Origin of the sequence: Bacillus taeanensis (assembly GCF_003318295.1) — a bacterium.
Lineage (GTDB): Bacteria > Bacillota > Bacilli > Bacillales > UBA6769 > Maribacillus > Maribacillus taeanensis.
In genome coordinates, this window is the sequence record NZ_QOCW01000011.1 from 47,939 (window position 1) to 65,572 (window position 17,634).

General features: G+C 35.6%; 20 protein-coding genes. 7 read left to right on the forward strand and 13 right to left on the reverse strand.

The features are described from left to right. Nucleotides 1-113 precede the first annotated feature (113 nt). Nucleotides 114-635, reverse strand: coding sequence for a type 1 glutamine amidotransferase domain-containing protein (locus DS031_RS11805; RefSeq protein WP_281269119.1), 522 nt, complete (start codon nt 633-635; stop codon nt 114-116). 158 nt (nt 636-793) lie between these two features. Here DS031_RS11805 and DS031_RS11810 point away from each other — a divergent pair, with 158 nt between their 5' ends. Next, nucleotides 794-1,225: a ferritin-like domain-containing protein gene (locus tag DS031_RS11810; protein ID WP_113806286.1), complete on the forward strand. Its 432-nt coding sequence runs from the start codon at nt 794-796 to the stop codon at nt 1,223-1,225. A 54-nt stretch (nt 1,226-1,279) separates the two neighbouring features. On the opposite strand, the gene DS031_RS11815 is transcribed toward DS031_RS11810, so the two are convergent. From DS031_RS11815 to DS031_RS11830, 4 genes are all read right to left on the reverse strand, one after another. Then, on the reverse strand, nt 1,280-2,011 hold the full coding sequence (locus DS031_RS11815; RefSeq protein ID WP_113806287.1) for an EcsC family protein: 732 nt from the start codon (nt 2,009-2,011) through the stop codon (nt 1,280-1,282). Between the two features lie 92 nt (nt 2,012-2,103). Next, on the reverse strand, nt 2,104-3,327 hold the full coding sequence (locus DS031_RS11820) for an ABC transporter permease (RefSeq protein WP_113806288.1): 1,224 nt from the start codon (nt 3,325-3,327) through the stop codon (nt 2,104-2,106). Nucleotides 3,328-3,329: 2 nt separating this feature from the next. Next, nucleotides 3,330-4,070, reverse strand: coding sequence for an ABC transporter ATP-binding protein (locus DS031_RS11825; RefSeq protein WP_113806289.1), 741 nt, complete (start codon nt 4,068-4,070; stop codon nt 3,330-3,332). 67 nt (nt 4,071-4,137) lie between these two features. After that, nucleotides 4,138-4,638: a PCYCGC motif-containing (lipo)protein gene (locus DS031_RS11830; RefSeq protein WP_113806290.1), complete on the reverse strand. Its 501-nt coding sequence runs from the start codon at nt 4,636-4,638 to the stop codon at nt 4,138-4,140. Nucleotides 4,639-5,394: 756 nt separating this feature from the next. Between DS031_RS11830 and DS031_RS11835 the strand changes: the two genes are divergently transcribed. Further along, the gene (locus tag DS031_RS11835; RefSeq protein WP_113806291.1) at nt 5,395-5,826 is read left to right on the forward strand and encodes an HIT family protein; all 432 of its coding nucleotides are present in this window, start codon (nt 5,395-5,397) and stop codon (nt 5,824-5,826) included. Between the two features lie 97 nt (nt 5,827-5,923). Here DS031_RS11835 and rbsK read toward each other — a convergent pair whose 3' ends face one another. The 5 genes from rbsK to DS031_RS11860 all read right to left on the reverse strand — a co-directional run bounded on the left by rbsK (nt 5,924) and on the right by DS031_RS11860 (nt 11,243). Beyond that, nucleotides 5,924-6,820 carry a ribokinase gene (rbsK, locus tag DS031_RS11840; RefSeq protein ID WP_113806292.1) on the reverse strand — a complete coding sequence of 299 codons (897 nt, stop codon included), beginning with the start codon at nt 6,818-6,820 and terminating at the stop codon, nt 5,924-5,926. Nucleotides 6,821-6,920: 100 nt separating this feature from the next. Continuing rightward, nucleotides 6,921-7,853 carry an aldo/keto reductase gene (locus DS031_RS11845; protein WP_113806293.1) on the reverse strand — a complete coding sequence of 311 codons (933 nt, stop codon included), beginning with the start codon at nt 7,851-7,853 and terminating at the stop codon, nt 6,921-6,923. 79 nt (nt 7,854-7,932) lie between these two features. Then, entirely contained in the window at nt 7,933-8,799 is an 867-nt protein-coding gene (fba, locus tag DS031_RS11850) for a class II fructose-1,6-bisphosphate aldolase (protein WP_113806294.1), read from the reverse strand. A 40-nt stretch (nt 8,800-8,839) separates the two neighbouring features. Next, a complete protein-coding gene (gene iolI / locus DS031_RS11855; RefSeq protein WP_113806295.1) occupies nt 8,840-9,685 on the reverse strand; it encodes a 2-keto-myo-inositol isomerase in 846 nt (281 codons plus the stop codon). Nucleotides 9,686-9,836: 151 nt separating this feature from the next. Further along, nucleotides 9,837-11,243 (reverse strand): sugar porter family MFS transporter, encoded by a 1,407-nt coding sequence (locus tag DS031_RS11860; protein WP_113806296.1) that lies wholly within the window; start codon nt 11,241-11,243, stop codon nt 9,837-9,839. A gap of 571 nt (nt 11,244-11,814) precedes the next feature. Between DS031_RS11860 and DS031_RS11865 the strand changes: the two genes are divergently transcribed. Together DS031_RS11865 and DS031_RS11870 are read left to right on the forward strand one after the other, a co-directional pair. Further along, nucleotides 11,815-12,576: a DeoR/GlpR family DNA-binding transcription regulator gene (locus DS031_RS11865; RefSeq protein WP_113806297.1), complete on the forward strand. Its 762-nt coding sequence runs from the start codon at nt 11,815-11,817 to the stop codon at nt 12,574-12,576. A 26-nt stretch (nt 12,577-12,602) separates the two neighbouring features. Then, on the forward strand, nt 12,603-12,992 hold the full coding sequence (locus DS031_RS11870) for a tautomerase family protein (protein WP_113806298.1): 390 nt from the start codon (nt 12,603-12,605) through the stop codon (nt 12,990-12,992). Between the two features lie 440 nt (nt 12,993-13,432). Here the strand turns inward: DS031_RS11870 and DS031_RS11875 are convergent, their stop codons facing one another. After that, nucleotides 13,433-14,323, reverse strand: coding sequence for a hypothetical protein (locus tag DS031_RS11875; RefSeq protein ID WP_113806299.1), 891 nt, complete (start codon nt 14,321-14,323; stop codon nt 13,433-13,435). Nucleotides 14,324-14,516: 193 nt separating this feature from the next. Here DS031_RS11875 and serC point away from each other — a divergent pair, with 193 nt between their 5' ends. Then, the gene (gene serC, locus DS031_RS11880; protein ID WP_113806300.1) at nt 14,517-15,593 is read left to right on the forward strand and encodes a 3-phosphoserine/phosphohydroxythreonine transaminase; all 1,077 of its coding nucleotides are present in this window, start codon (nt 14,517-14,519) and stop codon (nt 15,591-15,593) included. A 129-nt stretch (nt 15,594-15,722) separates the two neighbouring features. Next, entirely contained in the window at nt 15,723-16,235 is a 513-nt protein-coding gene (locus tag DS031_RS11885) for a tryptophan transporter (RefSeq protein WP_113806301.1), read from the forward strand. 83 nt (nt 16,236-16,318) lie between these two features. Here the strand turns inward: DS031_RS11885 and DS031_RS11890 are convergent, their stop codons facing one another. Both DS031_RS11890 and DS031_RS11895 read right to left on the reverse strand, forming a co-directional pair. After that, entirely contained in the window at nt 16,319-16,714 is a 396-nt protein-coding gene (locus DS031_RS11890) for a YkvA family protein (protein WP_113806302.1), read from the reverse strand. 95 nt (nt 16,715-16,809) lie between these two features. Beyond that, nucleotides 16,810-17,001, reverse strand: a complete 192-nt coding sequence (locus tag DS031_RS11895) for a hypothetical protein (RefSeq protein WP_113806303.1) — start codon at nt 16,999-17,001, stop codon at nt 16,810-16,812. A 184-nt stretch (nt 17,002-17,185) separates the two neighbouring features. On the opposite strand from DS031_RS11895, the gene DS031_RS11900 reads away from it, so the two are divergent. Beyond that, entirely contained in the window at nt 17,186-17,560 is a 375-nt protein-coding gene (locus DS031_RS11900; RefSeq protein WP_181833127.1) for a YtxH domain-containing protein, read from the forward strand. The last annotated feature ends 74 nt before the right edge of the window (nt 17,561-17,634 follow it).

A 17,634-nucleotide genomic window follows, 5' to 3' on the forward strand; every position in this document is an offset into this window, starting at 1 on the left:
CCTTTCCACTGTTTATTCAATTTAACTTCTATCTTAAATCCTTTGCCATAGAGACACAAGAAAGATCGCTTTAAAAAGCGACCTTTCCGTAAAATAGCATTCTTATTTTTCGCTTAATTTATTGATTTACTTAAAATGTCCAAACTTTTTGCAATAAATGCCGGGATATCATCTGGCTCACGGCTTGAAACAAGATTTCCGCATACAACAACTTCTTCATCAAACACATTACCGCCTGCATATTTTAAATCCGTTTGAATTGATTTGTATCCTGTAATTTTTCTCCCTCGCAATGCTTCTGCAGTAATTAACAGCTGTGGACCATGACAAATCGCAAAGACAGGCTTATCTTTATACATAAATCGTTTTACAAACTCTACAAACCGCGCATCACCGCGTAAAATGTCAGGAGAAAATCCGCCTGGAATAAATAACGCATCAAACGATTCTTCTGAGACCTCTTCAATTCCCTTATCTGCTGTTACTTTTGCATCTCCCTGCTTGCCCGTTAATTCTTTTCCTTTTTCATCACTAATTACAGTTAATGTATGGCCATTTTCTTCAAAACTATGGGCAGGATCTGTATACTCTACATCTTCAAACATATCTGTTAAAACAACTGCAATTTTACTCACAAAAACACTCCCTTTTGAATAAGTAATGAAAAAATCGACACTTGTTCTTTTCCCTGCTTCTGCCTTACTAAACATTAAAATAAAAAGTTTACATGACAGGAATACAGGGTACCTTCTATATGTGAAGCTAAAAATGACCGTGAAAGGATGATACAAAAGTGGAACCGAAATTAAAAGAATTAATCGATGGATTGAATGAAGACTTAGCGAACGAATACGCTGCACAAATCATGTACACACATAATGCAGCCGTTGTATCAGGAATTTACCGTTCCGTCTTAAAACCATTTTTCGAAAGTGAAGTTGCTGATGAGCAGGGACATGCCTTATACTTAGCAGAAAAAATTAAAACATTAGGCGGACAGCCAACAACAACCCCTGCAGAAGTTAAGCAGGTAACAGAAGTTCGTGAAATGCTTGAAGAAGCACGAAAAGCAGAATATGAAACAATTAAACGTTATGAACAGCGCAAAGAGCAAGCAGAAGAGCTTGGCTATACAGAACTTGTCGTAAAACTTGATGATTTAATTGCAGATGAGACTCATCATATGGAAGAACTTGATCGCTTATTAAGCGATCAGCGCTTATAAATTCGCGAAAATTATTTAACTTTAAAAAGACCACCGTGATCACGGTGGTCTTTTTTATTTGCTAAACCATCTCATTCGATAACCATTCATCGCAACTTCCCCAAGTTCATCAAGAAGCTTATAATTCGAGTACGCCCCAAAAACCGCTCCAATTCCTGGGATAAGCTGAAGAAGCTTTGCTAAATCCATATAATCCCGATATTCTTGTTGAAATGTTTTCCAATCTAATTGTTCTAAATAAGTGCTTTCTACAGGATAATTGTTCACTGTTTCATCCCAGTGAACAATTTTTTCATACGCTTCTTTTCGCTTGTCATCACTTGAAAACGCAAGCTGAAATAAATAGATAATATACAAACGTTCTCGGTAGTCTTTTACATCAAATCCATATATACTTGCAGCATCAAAAAGAAATTTCATTTTAATACTTAACAAAAGCGGAAAGTCAGCCACACCGAGCAGCAAGCCGCCTGCTCCCGTTCCAGCACCCTCCACGATAGCCGTTCTTCTGTAAGATAATAATTTCCCTTTGACAAGCTGCTCTCTTTCTTCCAAATTTTTATGATGAAGCACATGTCTCTTCGTTGTATATTCTGAACCAAGCAATGCTCCTTTGACGATGGTTTTAACACTTGTTGTTACAACATCATGGACTTTATCTGGAATCACCTTGTTTACTTTTTTTTGCACAGATTTTGCGTATCTCTCTACTAAGGAAGAACGCTTTGTAATCTTCTTTTGCCACTCTTTAAGTTCTGCGCCTACCATTTGTTCATAACTATTCATGCTTTTTCTCCCTATTTCCCTTTTTTAATTTATACGATTTATTATGTAAAAAGTTTCAATAAAAAAACTTCTAGTTTAAATAAAACTAGAAGTTAGAATGAACTTGACGCTATTTTTTTTGCTAGCGTATAGTAAGTAAAAATATAACTTGTTGCAAAAAGAATTAGCAAAATCATCATTGCATGAAAAATCCCAGACCCACTAACAAGTGCTGCTAAGAAATAAGTAATGGTTTGAATGATTAATAAAAGAAGCAAGAGCTTTTGAAATGACTGTGTTTTAACCGTCTGTTCAATTGGATAAAGCATAAACATTTCTTGTCCGGAAAAATGATTCCATAACGTATACAGCTGCAGAGCCGTCATATAAAGAAGGATAAAAGCCCCAATCAATCTTCCATATCCTGTAGGAAGAATACTCAGTACAAAAACCCCAATAATCACTAATCGGCTGTAAATGCCAAAATAATCGCCAGAGCGAATAAAAGCTTTTGAATATAAATAAAAGTATGTGGACTGCTTCTTTAATGATATTCGATTTACAAACATATTTAACCATTTACGCGGTTTGATTTTCTGCTTTAATTTCGGGACATCTGTAAATGAATTTGCAATGCGGTAAAAGCGCATCACAAGTGCTTGATCCATTGAAATGAGCGTTTCCCATTTCAGTGAATATTTTAAAAGAATTGTTTTGTAACTGTAAATGAACCAACCAGCCATTATAGCAGCTACAATTAATAAATAAAGCAATGATGCCCCCGTTAGCAATAAATAGATAAACACAAAAGCGGCAGAAATACGCAAACTGCTGTACAACATTCGTGTCCTTTTCATCGCAAGACGCAGTTCATACCAGTGCAGTACAAGGTTCCATGCTTTTAATAAAAGAAAGAAAACGGCAAGCACTAAGTAAGAATAAGAACTTTCATCCATCCGAATCCCATAAAGCGGTCCGAGAACAAGAAAAACAATCAACACTGTAAAGCTTTGTAACGTGAATGTATACACTAATGAGTAAGCAAAATACCATTTCATTTTCACTTCCATTGGCAGTAAAAAGACAAGATCCGCTTCTTTTAAAAACGTTCGAATTGGACTTTTAACAACTATAAATGTCATGATAACTGCTAATAAAGGAAGCACTGGAAAGAAATCAGGGATCATTTTTACAAGCAAGCTGTAATAATAGCTTCCAAAAATGATTGCAAATAATAATGACATCATAAATCCGCTGTTTCCAATTAACCGCATGTAACGAAGGTTTTCATTCCAGCAAGCACGTCTTCTGCTATGCCATAATTGTAACGACTCCATTATTAAAAATCTCCTTGTGTAACATGTACATAAATATCATCAAGATTTGCGCCAGGCACATTCAACTGTTCCTGCAATTCTTTTAACGTTCCATGCGCAGCGACTTGTCCATTATGTAAAATAACGAAGCGATCACAATAACGCTCTGCTGTAGATAAAATGTGGGTAGACATTAAGACACCTGCCCCCTTGTTTTTCATCTCTGTCATCCAATTTAAAAAAGATTGGATACCGATTGGATCAAGCCCTACAAACGGTTCATCGACAATATACAACAGGGGTTCCACTAAAAAGGCGCACATTATCATTACTTTTTGACGCATTCCTTTTGAAAATTGACTTGGAAACCAATTTTTCATTTTCTCCATCCGAAATTCTTTTAAAAGGACGGCAGCTCTCTTTTCAAATTCTTTTTCCTCAATATCATAGGCCATTGCTGTTACTTTTAAGTGTTCCCAAAGTGTTAATTCTTCATATAACAGCGGGGTTTCCGGTATAAATGAAAACTGTTTGCGATACGTTTCAGGTGAATCACGAAATGTTTCGCCATGAATTGTAATTTGTCCATTTATTGGTTCCATTAAGCCAAGTATATGTTTAATTGTCGTACTTTTTCCAGCACCGTTTAAACCGATTAAGCCAACGATTTCATTTTCGTTTACATGAAATGAAACTTCATGAAGAACAGGTTTTTGATATGTATATCCACCTGTTACATGTTTTATATCTAAAAGTGTCTTCATTGCTCGTTCCTTTCTTTATTGTGTTAAGGTTATTGTAACAAACCTTTTTTATCCAGGAAAATTACCACTACGCCTCAGGCATTGGCGTCGGTGTTGGATTGGCATATCCCGTTTTATACTGCTCATCAATGGTTTGACGAGTTTCAAGAAGAGATTTGCCATCAGCGCTCATTTTCATGGAAGCTGCTGCAATTTCAAGACACACGCCGCACTTTGTTCCATGATCATCCCAAACAATTGATCCATCTTCATTATTTTCTTGGATAAAACAATCATAATTATTTTTATGACCAACAGAATCACCACATCCGCAGTAACAAGGCATGCTTTCTAACACATGCTGATATTTTGGAACAAGAGCATAAATATTTTGAATGTTTTCGTGTTTTTCATCTAAAAATGCTGGTAATTCACTTACTGATGCCGTTAATTCACGTATATCTCCATTTACTACCTCTTGGTGATGTTCCTGGGCTTCTTGAGACCCACTGTCATTATTTCCACCACATCCACTAACAATTACAAGACCACCGAAATAAGCAGCAGTAAATAATGCTTTTATTTTCATAAAAAATCCTCCAAAAAAGTTTTTCATTATCTCGATCATACAAAAAAGACGGACGAATCGCTATTCTTTTACTCAATGTTTAAAAAAATTTTTTTTTGATGTATATATTCTTTCCAAGCGGCAATAATAATTAGCGAAGAGGAGAGCAATTAAATAAGTGTTGGTGGTTAAAAAAGTAATGTCAGGAGATGAGTTAGATTGAACAACATAAGGTGGACAACTAACTAGAACTAACATCAAACTTTGTTTGAAAGAGGTGTCTCCGAAAGACAATTTACGGTAATACCCCAGAAGCTTTTTGAATAAAAAAGTACACATATTATCTCTCTTCTTCAGAGAAGGACCTTATCTTGCACCAGATAAGGTCCTTCTTCCTTTTTATTTATTCTTATAAAATTCGTTTTTAAATAAATTTTTTTGTATATAATTCAGCTAATTAGGTCATTCTATATAAGGAAGAAAGGATTACAACATTGTTTTTGGATGGATTTACGGTTTATTAAGGAGATGAGTTCGATTGGGCTACTTTAATGGTTTCTCAACTGACAATTAACTTTCTTAATGAAAGAGGTGTCTCCGAAATACAAGTACCGTTTTACCCCAGAAGCTTGACAACATAATGCTGTGCATTATTGTCCTTTCTTCAGATAGGGTCTTATCAATACGATAGGGCCCTTTTCTTATGGAAAAATTTCAAAATGATTACATGATAAAGTATAATGGAAATGTAGAAAAAACAGAGAAAGGATGAAAAATATGGCACATGATTCAAACTGTATTTTTTGTAAAATTATAAACGGCGAAATTCCAGCTTCAAAAGTTTATGAAGATGAAAATGTGTTAGCATTTTTAGACATCAGCCAAGTTACTAAAGGACATACGCTTGTTATTCCAAAAGATCATCAAAAAGATATTTATGAACTTACATCGGAAACAGCTGCAAAAGTTTACTCTGTTGTTCCGATTATTGCACGAGCGATTAAAGAGCAGTTTGATCCAATCGGCATTAATTTATTAAATAATAATGAAGAAGCTGCAGGTCAATCTGTTTTTCACTACCATGTCCACATTTTACCTCGTTACGGAAAAGGTGACGGTTTCGGAGCAGTATGGAAAACTCATACAGATGAATATACACCTGAACAATTACAAGAAATTTCAAGCACGATTTCTGAAGGTCTTCAATAAAGAAGTACATAAAAAATCGAGACTCACTCATTAGGGGGATAACTCCTAATGAGTGAGTCTTTTCTTTAAACATCTACCTTTATTCTTTAATGCATCATTACTTCATCTTTTCTAAAAACTTTTCAACTTCTTGCTGTGTCGGCATCCCAGTTTGCGCGCCTAATTTTGTGACAGATAACGCACCAACAGCATTTCCAAGTTGACATGCCTCCCTTTTTGTCATTCCCCGACTTATTCCAACAGCAAAAGCACCATTAAAGGAATCACCTGCACCAGTCGTATCTACAGCCTCTACTTTATAGCTTGAAATATGATGCTCTCTACCATTTTGATAATAAGTTACACCTTCTGCCCCTTTTGTCACAATTAGTTTTTCATAAAGATCCTTTTTTGTTTCTTTAGATTGAATACGTTTTAATAATAGTGCTAATTCATGCTCATTCGGAGTAATAAAGTCAACCTTCTCTAATAATTCCTCAGAAAGCGGCTGAATAGGTGCTGGATTTAAAATAACTTTTACATGATGCTTTTTGGCGATTTCTGCAGCTTTTTCAACCGTTTCTAACGGTATTTCTAACTGAAGAAGCAGCACATCACTACTTGCAATCATTTCTTCTTTTTCTTCAATCATTGCTGAAGTTACACCCTGATTAGCACCAGGAACAACGATAATTCGGTTATCACCATTTGATAAAATAATAGAAGCAATACCAGTTGGAGCATCTGCTGATTGTCCTATATGTTCAACAGAAACTCCTTGCTCTTTTAAGTTTGCTTTTAATTCTTCACCAAACACATCGCTTCCTACACTTCCAATCATTGTAACATTTCCACCAAGCTTAGCAGATGCCACCGCTTGATTAGCTCCTTTTCCACCTGGCATTGTTAAAAAGTTGGTTCCGAGCACTGTTTCACCTTGATTTGGTATCACATTGGTACTTGTAACAAGATCCATATTAATGCTGCCTATAACAGTAATTTTGGAATCACTCAACTTTGTAATCCTCCTTTCGCCTATCATTTTTACCGATCCTTTCAAGATACAAGTATAAAAAAAGAACGTGAACACGTCACGTCCTTTTGTTTATAAATGATTAACGAAAAATACGATCAATTTCTTTTATTTCTTCTTCTGTTAACTGAACATCCAATGTTTTTAAATTATCGAGCACCTGTTCTGTTTTCTTTGCGCCTGGTATGATTGCTTCAATCGAATCACGTGTTAAGTACCAAGCAAGAGCGAGGTGAGCGATTTCCACATGCTTTGTATCGGCAATTTTGCGAAGCTCTTCTACTTTTTCTAAGTTTTTTTCAAAAACGCCTTCTTGGAAGTAAGGTAAATCAGCGCGCAAATCGTTAAACACCATATTCTTATTATATTTACCTGCTAGTAATCCTGATGCCAGCGGAAAGAATGGAATAAAGGAAATGTTATGCTCTTTTGTATACGGCAGCAGTTCTTTCTCAGCATCTCGCTGCAGTAAATTATATTCACCTTGAAATACATCAACATAGCCATCTTTATTTGCTTCTTTCAACTGCTCAATCGAAAAGTTTGACACACCGATTGCTTTAATTTTCCCTTCATCCTTTAACTCTTTTAATGCACCAACCGCTTCATCTTTTGGCGTATCATTATCCGGAAAATGAATATAAAATAAATCAATATAATCTGTTTGCAGGCGTTTTAAACTGCTTTCAACTGCTTCTTTTAAAAAAGCAGGCGAGTTGTCAAACACTTCGTCATTTCCAACAAACTTATGAGCACCTTTTGTTGCAATCACTGCCTCGAAACGATTTCCTCTTTCTTTTAACACTTCCCCGATCAGTTCTTCTGAACGTTTAGGTCCGTATATAAAAGCAGTATCTAAAAAATTGATTCCGTTATCGAGCGCTGTGTGCACTAAATCTTTTCCCACTTCTTCATCTAAGTTGTTATAAAGGTTATGACCACCAACCGCATTTGCTCCAAAGCCGATTGGATTAACATATAAATCTGTTTTTCCAAGCTGTGTTTTTTTCGTCATGTTCGATCTCTCTCCCTTTCTATTATGTAATTGAAAAGAAGGAGTCCAAACATTATTGTTGGACGCCTCCTCTTTTCTATTATGCTTTGCCGCTTGTCTTAAACTCTTTCATTTTGCTTTTAACAACGGCAATAACTGCTTCTTTAGCCGGTGTAATAATCGCCCGGGGCTCATATACTTTTTTATCGGCAGTTAAAGTGTCGCGGATTGCTTTTGTCCAAGCTTGAATGCATTCTGTATTTACATTAATTTTTGCGTGTCCAAGCTGAATTGCTTTTTGTATTTGATAATCAGGGATGCCGGAACCGCCGTGAAGAACGAGCGGCACTCCTGTAGATTCAGAAATGATTTGCATTTCTTCAAAACCTAATTTCGGTTCTCCTTCATATGGACCGTGAACAGAACCTAAGGCAGCCGCTAATGCATCAATATTCGCTTCTTTTACAATTCGCAAACACTCTTCAGGGTCAGCATAGCTGATACCCCCAATTAGTCCATCTTCCATTCCGCCGACAGTGCCCACTTCCGCTTCTACTGATACACCTCTTGCACGTGCATAGTCAACGACTTGTTTTGTCATCGCAATATTTTCATCGATCGGATAATGAGAACCGTCAATCATTACCGATGTAAATCCAGCATCAATCGCCTTTTTGCATCGCTCAATACTCATGCCGTGATCTAAATGCAGGACAACCGGCACGGTGATTTCCATCTCCTCTACAAGACTGTAAACCATAGAAGCAATCGTTTTAAAGCCTCCTAAGTGGTCAACAAGTCGATCAGAAGCTCCAAGTATAAGCTGCGCTCGCTCTTCTTCAGCAGCTTGTAAAAACGCTTGAATGGATTCTAAGTTATTAATATTGTATTGACCGACAGCATAATGATTTTCCTTTGCTTGTATTAAAATCTCTTTCATAGACACCAAACTCGCTGTTACAGGCATCAACATCCCCCGTTCTTTTTATAAGATATCTTCTTTTAACTTATACAGACTGGAGGTTATAATACTTTGAAACAACGTTCAGTGTTGTTTCTTTTGCTGTTTTGATTACTTCTTCAGCATCCAATTGATAGTATTCAGGGCGGAATAATTCAACAGAAACCACTTCTGGTAAGCCGATTTCCTTCAATGTTGAGAAAATACCATCTAAATCAATTGCCCCGTGTCCAGGCCATACGCGATCTTCATCTGTCAGTAAACCAATTGTAAAATCTTCTGTATCATCAATGTGTAAAATAAATAGTTTTGAGCCGTCTGCTTTCTTCAAATCTTCTATATTAGATCCCATTGCATGGAAATGGAAGCAGTCAAATACTAATCCAACATTTTCACGATTAACGGTTTCAACAATATCATATGCTTGACCAAATGTATTAACCGTGCATTGTGGATGACCAACAAATTCCACAGCAATTTTTACTCCATACGGTTCTGCAATATCTGAAAGCTCTGTTAGTACTTCAACGCAGCTGTTTTTAATATCTTTCTTTAAAATCTTTTGTTCTGTTACAAGCGGTACAGCAACCACATATTTCACGCCTAATTTCTGAGCTTTTTCCATCATATCTTTAAATTCATTAATAATTTCTTTGTATCCTTCTTCATCACGGTTATTGAAAAACACAAGCGCGTTAAACGCAAGCGGTTTAATATGATTTGCATTAAAGAATTCAGCTAGTTCATCAATAGACTTCTCTTTTAAATACTCAGGCAGCTTGTCCATTGTACGAATTTCAATATAATCATAGCCGTGTTTTTCACAATACTCCAGGTCTTTTGCTAGATTCGAGTTTTCTAGTGTTGTTGCTTGATTAAAACAAAGTTTCATAGTTAAATCCTCCAATATTTTTATTTTTTACAAAGGTTTAATAATTTAATATTTTTTAACCTAATAAACCCTTCTGAATCCCCTTACATATATATTTAAGTTTGTCTTTCCTAACATTTCATATGAAAGGGGCGGGTTATTAAGGTTTATTTCATTTAGCCATTTTATTTACAGCTTCTTGATTGCCTTGACTGCCAGAAGTACGGAAATAATGTTCTAACTGCTCAAGTGTAAGCCCTTTCGTTTCTGGTAAATATTTTTTCACGAATGTAATTGCTCCAAGACCTAGAACTACGAAGACAAAGAATGTCGTAGACAAACCAACTGTAGCGAGTAATACCGGGAACATCAAACCAATAAGACCGTTTACAACCCAGAGACAAAGAACAGTAGTACCCATTCCAACACCACGTAAACGAAGCGGGAAGATTTCAGAAAGCATTAACCATGTTACTGGTGAAATAGCACCTTGTTGGAAAGCAAGAAACGTAACTGTTAAAGCAAGCACGATATATGGAAGTGCTGTTGTTCCTTCAAGTGTAAGAGAAAAGATTCCGATAAGGAGAAGCGATGCCGTTGTTCCTGCCAAGCCAGTGATCAACATTGGACGGCGGCCTACTTTACCAAGAAGCCAGATACCTACGAAAGTTGCTAAAACCGAAATCACACCATTTGCAATGTTACCGATAAGTGCAGCCTCTGTTTTAAAACCTGCATCTTTCAGAATTTCAGTACCATAATACATAATTGAGTTAACACCTGTAATTTGCTGTACCACCGCGATCCCAATTCCGATAAAAGCGATACGGCGAATCCAAGGAACAGCAAGCATATCTTTAAATGTCGCTTTTTTCGTTTCTTTCTCTTCACTGAAAGCTGTTTTAATTTCATTTAATTCTGATTTAGCGCGGTCCTCTTCACGAATTTTGCGAAGAACGCCGAGCGCATCATCGTTTTTCTTTTTCGAAACGAGCCAGCGTGGGCTTTCAGGCATTTTCAGCATTCCAAAGAATAGGAAGAGTGCTGGAAGTGCTGCAATCACCAACATGTAACGCCAAACATGAGGATGATCCCCCATCATGTTTCCAAGAATCGCGTTAAAAACAAAAGCTAATAACTGACCACTTACAATCATTAATTCATTTTGGGTTACCATTCTTCCGCGGCTCTCAGCAGGTGACATTTCCGCTAAATAAGTCGGTACCGTTACGGATGCTCCCCCTACAGCAAGTCCAAGCAGGAAACGAGAGATTGTCATAATCGTAACGTTTGGAGCTAAAGTACATCCTAGTGTAGCGATAAAGAATAATACGGCGAGATAAAGAATATTTTTGCGTCGGCCGTTATAATCTGATAGTCGACCGCCAAATACTGCACCTATCGCAGCTCCAAAAAGTAGGATACTTGCAACTAGACCTTCAGTAAAGGGATTGAGACCAAGTTCTTCAGACATATAAGGTAAGGCACCATTAATAACCCCAGTGTCATAACCAAAAAGAAGCCCTCCAAAAGTTGAAATTAAAATAACTTTCATTAAAAATGATTTTTGTGTATTCAAGTTGAATCCTCCTTTAAAACATCTTGACTTTTTTTGTTTTTTAATTATTCTTGATTACTTATTAGTTATTTTTTGATTATATTTTGTTTTTAAAATCCAACATTTTCTTTGAAACGCTTTCACTGAACAGAAATTTAATCTATCACCCTATTCAATCCACAGATTTTCGAATAACTATACAGAAGATCAAAATTCAAAATATTTTTTGGGTAATCGATAACCCTAATCCAATCATAATACTAAAAGCGTTTTCAGTCAACAGAAATTTCAGTATTTTTTTGTTTAATTAAAATATGGCTTTAAAAACCATGAAAATACAAGCGTATAATTATAGTATATTTCTTTTTATCCCTCTCTAACCTCATTACTTTCCTTTTTTATATTAGGCCAAAAGTTTGGTTAAGCCTTTTATTAATTAAACAACTTAAAAATAAAATTTGGTTAAGTTTTGATTAACTATTGAAAAAATGTACCCAATCATTTATATTAGTATTACAAAGTACTGCTGCAGCTTTATGAATATATCAATATAGATGTAAAGACAAAGCTATTATTAACAAGGGGGAGCAGATTGAAAACAAAACGGATTGAGCAAATACAAGATTATGTTTTCGAACATCAAACCGTATCTTTAGATGACCTTGTTAATGTGTTTAATGTATCAAAAAACACAATTCGGCGGGACGTTCAACAGTTAGTCGAACGAGGAAAAATTCAGAAAGTATATGGGGGAGTCGCTGTAAAGCATACATCTCTTGAGTCATTTAACGAAAGACAAACACGCCATCAACAGCAAAAGCAATCCATTGCGAAAGCAGCAGCTAATTTCGTAAATAATGGAGATATTATTTATATCGATACAGGGACGACAACATTAGAAATGATTGAGTACTTACAGGCAAAACAGGTAACAATTATTACTAACAATTTAGACTTTATTATCAAATCCTTTCCACATGAAAATTTAAATGTTATTTCAATGGGTGGTGAATTTGATCGTAAAACAAAATCATTTGTTAGTTTAAAAAACATGGATCTGTTAAAGGCTTATAATATTAACAAAGCTTTCATGGCTTCTACTGGTATTTCTATATCAAATGGCGTAACCCATTCGTCCCCTCTTGAAAGTGAAACAAAGCAAACAGTTGTTAATAAAAGTGCAGAAGTGTATTTATTGGTTGATTCTAATAAATTTGATAAATACGCTTTAATGACCTATTGCAATCTTAATGACATTGACACTCTTGTTACTGATCAAGCACCAGGTAATGTATATCAAGAATATGCAGCTATAAATGATATTAAGCTTGTCATATCAGACAAGCTTCATTAATAAAAACACCTAAGGAGGAACATATAATGCCATTACTTCGTTTTGATTTAATCCAAGGTCGTGATGAAGAAAGTTTAAGAAAATTATTAGATACTGCACACCATGCAATGTTAACAGCGTTTGACGTACCGGAGCGGGACCGCTATCAAATTGTTCATCAACACCCTGAGAATGAACTTATTATTGAAGATACGGGACTTGGCTTTCAAAGGAGCAAAGATATCGTAATCATCAGCATTACTAGTAAACCAAGAACGAGAGAACAAAAAGAAAAACTATACTCGTTAATGGCAGAAAACCTTCAATCAGAGTGCGGTATCTCACCCGAAGACCTAATGATTTCTATTACTGAAAATGGAGATGCTGACTGGAGTTTCGGACTTGGTGAAGCACAGTTTCTAACAGGAAAATTATAATTTCTATCCATATTTCATTTCTTTTGGACAACTTCATTCTTTGAAGTTGTCCTTTTTCACATCCAACTTCCTGCTACCCTTCATAAAGTAAACAACTAACATTTAACCCAAAACTTCCTATTGACTTTCAACCATTACTTATTTATAATTTTCAGAAAATAGATTCTTTTCTATATATTCGACATCATGAAAAACTCAACAGGAAGGTAGTGGAGAAAATGAAAGCTGCAGCAGTGGAAAAAAAGGAAAAACCAGAACAAAAACAGGTAAAAGAAGAAATGCACGTTATTGACATGATTAACGCAATTTATAACAGATAATCTATAAAGGACCCTTACTTATCTGTTTAGAAAGGGCGTATATAAAAATTGAACGACATTTATCATTTATAATCCTGCACATTTAATAATAAGCTAAATGATGCAGGGTATCTTTATGTATTAGGTGTGAAACTTTCTTCCCATCTCTCCGACTGCTAAAATCTGCTTAGCGTATTTCCAATCAGGATGATCAAAATGATCTTCAAACTCTTTAAGCTGTCGTTCTACTTGCTGTTTTACAACATAACTCCATCTTAATAAATGAATAAATTCCTCCCTTGTTCCTTTATAATCAATACGTTGTTTAACTTTATCAATCATGTCTGCCTGCCACATTCCTTTTAAAGGAGAGGTCCCCCCAATATCTTTGAAACGAACATACTTCCCTTCATCTAACAATGCATGCGGGTAATAATAGGCATAGACAGATTCAAAATACTCTCCGGTGGCTAATTGAAGTTTCCCGCCTCGGTGTTCTCGTAATTCATAGGTTTCTTCTGTTCTTGTAATAAGCTCAAGCTGTTTTTTATCAACAAATGTTACCCATACTTCTGACTGTGCCCCTTGGACCGGAGCAATAACGGCCGGAAGAGAGCCATAAGGAGCTAAAAAGGCACCATATACCACATCCGTATCTTTTATTTGACTTCGAATATGAATAACAAGATCGTTTTGAGAAGGATTTAACCCGAATTTATATTTTAATTGTGCTAAACATACATTTGATCCGTATGCGAGAAGCGGCACTCGATCCTTCATCGGTGTAAATTCGTTCTCTTCTAAAAAGGCTTTAATCGTCATTTTTTTATAAGGAGAGAACGCAAAAGATCCAAGAAGATGTTCACTTTTAGCAACATGAACCGTTAAATTTTCAACAGGAACTCCTGGTGTTTCCTCAATATAATGTGCTTTTCCCTCATAATAAATAAATGAAGAGCTTGGTCTTGGTCCTGGATAAATATCCGGATGATCATACGGACTTAACTCAATTGGTTTATTTTCTCGATACATCCTTACTTCTCCTTTCCGCGTTCTTAATTATTTTTGTTAAAAATAGTTCGACTGCAGCACACTATTATTAAAATTTTAGCTCTATTTTAAAAAGTAAAAACAAAGGTAGCCACGTTTACGTAAAAATGATAGGATGTAATTATTATTTATCCCGTCTATTTCATTACATTACTAAAGGAGTGTCATTCAATCAATGGAACGTAGTTATATTTTTAATGCTGGACCATCTGCTTTACCACTTGAAGTATTACAAAAAGCGCAAAATGAACTCGTTAATTTCGAAAACACTGGAATGTCAGTAATGGAGCTTAGTCACCGCAGTCCTGCTTATGATAAAGTTCATCAAAAAGCAAAGAGTTTACTTCGTGAGCTTCTTTCAATTCCTGAAAATTATGAAGTGCTCTTTTTACAAGGCGGTGCAAGCCTTCAATTTACAATGATTCCAATGAACCTTTTAGGAGAAGGCGTAGGAAACTATGTTTTAACTGGATCATGGTCTGATAAAGCACTTAAAGAAGCAAAGAAAATTGGGGATACTGCTGTTTCAGCAAGTACAAAAGAAACAAATTATGATCGCATTCCTACCCTGTCTGAACTAAAACATAATGAGAATGACGCTTATTTACATGTGACATCAAATAACACAATTTTTGGAACACAGTGGCATGAGTTTCCTAAAAATGTACCAACATTAATTGCCGATATGTCTAGTGATATTTTAAGCCGTCCGCTTAACGTAAGCGATTTTGGGATGATTTATGCAGGGGCACAAAAAAATCTAGGACCGTCTGGCGTAACGGTTGTCATTATGAGAAAAGACTTAGTAGAACGTATTCCAGACAACTTAGCAACAATGCTCGATTATCGTACACATATTAAATCAGATTCTTTATTTAATACACCACCAACATTTGCAATCTATATGCTTTCTCTCGTCTTAGAATGGGTGAAAGAAAAAGGTGGTGTTGCTGAGGTCGAAGCCATTAATAAGGAAAAAGCAAACCTTCTTTACGATACAATCGACAACAGCGGTGGTTTCTACAAAGGGCATGCTCAAAAAGATAGCCGTTCCCTTATGAATGTAACCTTTACTCTTCCAAATGAAGAATTAACAAAACAATTTTTATCACAAGCAAAAGAAAAAGGATTTGTTGGTCTAAATGGTCACCGTTCTGTCGGTGGATGCCGTGCTTCTATTTACAATGCCGTTCCTCTTGAAGCAGTAAAGGCATTAAGTGAATTTATGCAATCTTTTCAAGAAAAAGCATAATTTCACTATATAAATATAACTTTTCATTTAAAGAATAGTTTGTTATCATAAAAGCAGAAACTTTCGCAGTGGGCAATGAGTGCACCATTGGAAGGTAAAAGAGCCTAGCTTAGAAGAGGAGAGATTGAGTTGAAAACAAAAAATTTAGTATTTATGGCATTGCTGTTAGGGATAGGTGTGGTTTTACATGCAGTTGTTCCACCATTCTTTTTTGGAATGAAACCTGATATGCTGCTCGTGATGATGTTCCTAGGTATTTTACTGTTTCCGGAGAAAAAGCATGTTCTTATGCTTGGACTTGCAGCAGGATTAATCTCTGCTGCAACAACAAATTTTCCAGGCGGACAATTACCAAATGTTATTGACAAAACGATGACAGCATATATTTTCTTCGGCATGTTACTAATAATAACCAAATTCCGTTATTCTACTGTTACAGCTGCTATTTTAGCCGCTGTTGGAACGTTAGTAAGCGGGACGATCTTCCTAACAGCAGCTTTCTATATTGTAAGCTTACCTGCCCCATTTCTTGCACTGTTTTTATCCGTTGTGTTACCAGCAACGATTGTAAATACAGCAGCAATTGCAGTTGTTTATCCAATTACACAAACAATTATGAAACGTTCAAAGCTTGCATACTAAATGCTAAAAAGCACCGCTCCGTTTAAAAGGAGTGGTGCTTTTTACAGTGTCACATAAAACTAGAACATCTTCTTTGACGTACTCTATTGCTGCTCCCATTTTAAATAACGATCAATTTCTTCTTTTAATTTTTGAAGAATAAATCCAACCACAGCAGCATCATCTACAAAACCTAAACCTACAAGAAAATCCGGCACTGCATCAGCAGGACTTACAAAATAAAGCAGTCCCGCAACAATCATAACAATCGATTTTTTTGAGATTTGTTTATAATCACCCTGCCGCCAATTTTTCACAAGACGAGTAAGCGCCTTTATGTCAAATGCCAGCTTGTCCAAACCTCTTTTGTCTTTATACATTTCTGCCCTTTGTGCTGCTTTCTCTGTCAACTCTTCTGTTTTTTGTTCATTTTCCGATAGCGTTTTTGCTTTATTTTCCATTTTCTTAAAATGGGTTTCAACTTTTTCTTTTTCAATCATCCTGCCTCACTCCTTCCTCTACCCTTATATTACCTTAATTATAAAAACAAGTGTAATGAAAGAACAGAGAAAGGAGAAATAGGCAAAACAGACCTCTATCCTAAGAAATAGAGTCCCATTCCAACACATAAGATAATAAATCCACAAATTCCTGCAGCAACAGCAATTTGACGCTGCTGAATAACTTTTGGCGTACGAAATGGGTATTTTTTAATATATAACATGCGGTTAACCATTCCATATACACATAAAATACCAATAATAAGTAAAAAAATAATGCCAGTCAACTCTCATCCCCCTTTTCCTATCCAGAATAAACAACCGTTCCTTTTACTACTTTGTAATAAATATGTAGAATGTTTTCAATTCATAACTTTATTTTCAATGTGTTTCATTCCCATTTTCAAAGGAAATTAATAAAATAAAACGAAGTAAGTATTAAGAAACAATATGAGAGAAAGGAAGATCCATATGTCAAAAGCTAGATCTTACCTTATCGGTTTTGCATTTGGGACATTTTTAACAGGGACAGCTGTGCTTCTTAATGCTCCAAAATCCGGAAAGGAATTGCGAACTGATATGAAAGAAAAAGGTGAAGAGTTTAAAGCTTCCCTTACAAAATTTAAAAGTGAAACAACCGATCTCAAAAATAAAATCGTTAACCTTTCAAAAGAAGGAAAAGAAACATTTACTACACTTTCCTCAGAAGTAAAAGATTCTATGGGAGAATGGAAAAGATCCGTTGACCCTAACCTTAAGCAGCTGCAAAAAGACCTCGAAGAACTTCAACAAAAATTAGAAGAAGCCGCAGATCAAATGAATAAAAATAATACAAAGGAATCGTAAAAGGAAAGGCAAAGAGATCACCAATGATCTCTTTGCCTTTTTCATTTATTTTTTTATCATATCTTCAAAACAAA

Bases quoted from the DNA above. Each gene is read 5' to 3' on its own strand.
- DS031_RS11815 (WP_113806287.1), bottom strand. From the start codon at position 2,011: ATGAATAGTTATGAACAAATGGTAGGCGCAGAACTTAAAGAGTGGCAA.
- DS031_RS11820 (WP_113806288.1), bottom strand. From the start codon at position 3,327: ATGGAGTCGTTACAATTATGGCATAGCAGAAGACGTGCTTGCTGGAAT.
- DS031_RS11825 (WP_113806289.1), bottom strand. From the start codon at position 4,070: ATGAAGACACTTTTAGATATAAAACATGTAACAGGTGGATATACATAT.
- DS031_RS11830 (WP_113806290.1), bottom strand. From the start codon at position 4,638: ATGAAAATAAAAGCATTATTTACTGCTGCTTATTTCGGTGGTCTTGTA.
- DS031_RS11835 (WP_113806291.1), top strand. From the start codon at position 5,395: ATGGCACATGATTCAAACTGTATTTTTTGTAAAATTATAAACGGCGAA.
- DS031_RS11845 (WP_113806293.1), bottom strand. From the start codon at position 7,853: ATGACGAAAAAAACACAGCTTGGAAAAACAGATTTATATGTTAATCCA.
- fba (WP_113806294.1), bottom strand. From the start codon at position 8,799: ATGCCTGTAACAGCGAGTTTGGTGTCTATGAAAGAGATTTTAATACAA.
- iolI (WP_113806295.1), bottom strand. From the start codon at position 9,685: ATGAAACTTTGTTTTAATCAAGCAACAACACTAGAAAACTCGAATCTA.
- DS031_RS11870 (WP_113806298.1), top strand. From the start codon at position 12,603: ATGCCATTACTTCGTTTTGATTTAATCCAAGGTCGTGATGAAGAAAGT.
- DS031_RS11875 (WP_113806299.1), bottom strand. From the start codon at position 14,323: ATGTATCGAGAAAATAAACCAATTGAGTTAAGTCCGTATGATCATCCG.
- serC (WP_113806300.1), top strand. From the start codon at position 14,517: ATGGAACGTAGTTATATTTTTAATGCTGGACCATCTGCTTTACCACTT.
- DS031_RS11890 (WP_113806302.1), bottom strand. From the start codon at position 16,714: ATGATTGAAAAAGAAAAAGTTGAAACCCATTTTAAGAAAATGGAAAAT.
- DS031_RS11900 (WP_181833127.1), top strand. From the start codon at position 17,186: ATGTCAAAAGCTAGATCTTACCTTATCGGTTTTGCATTTGGGACATTT.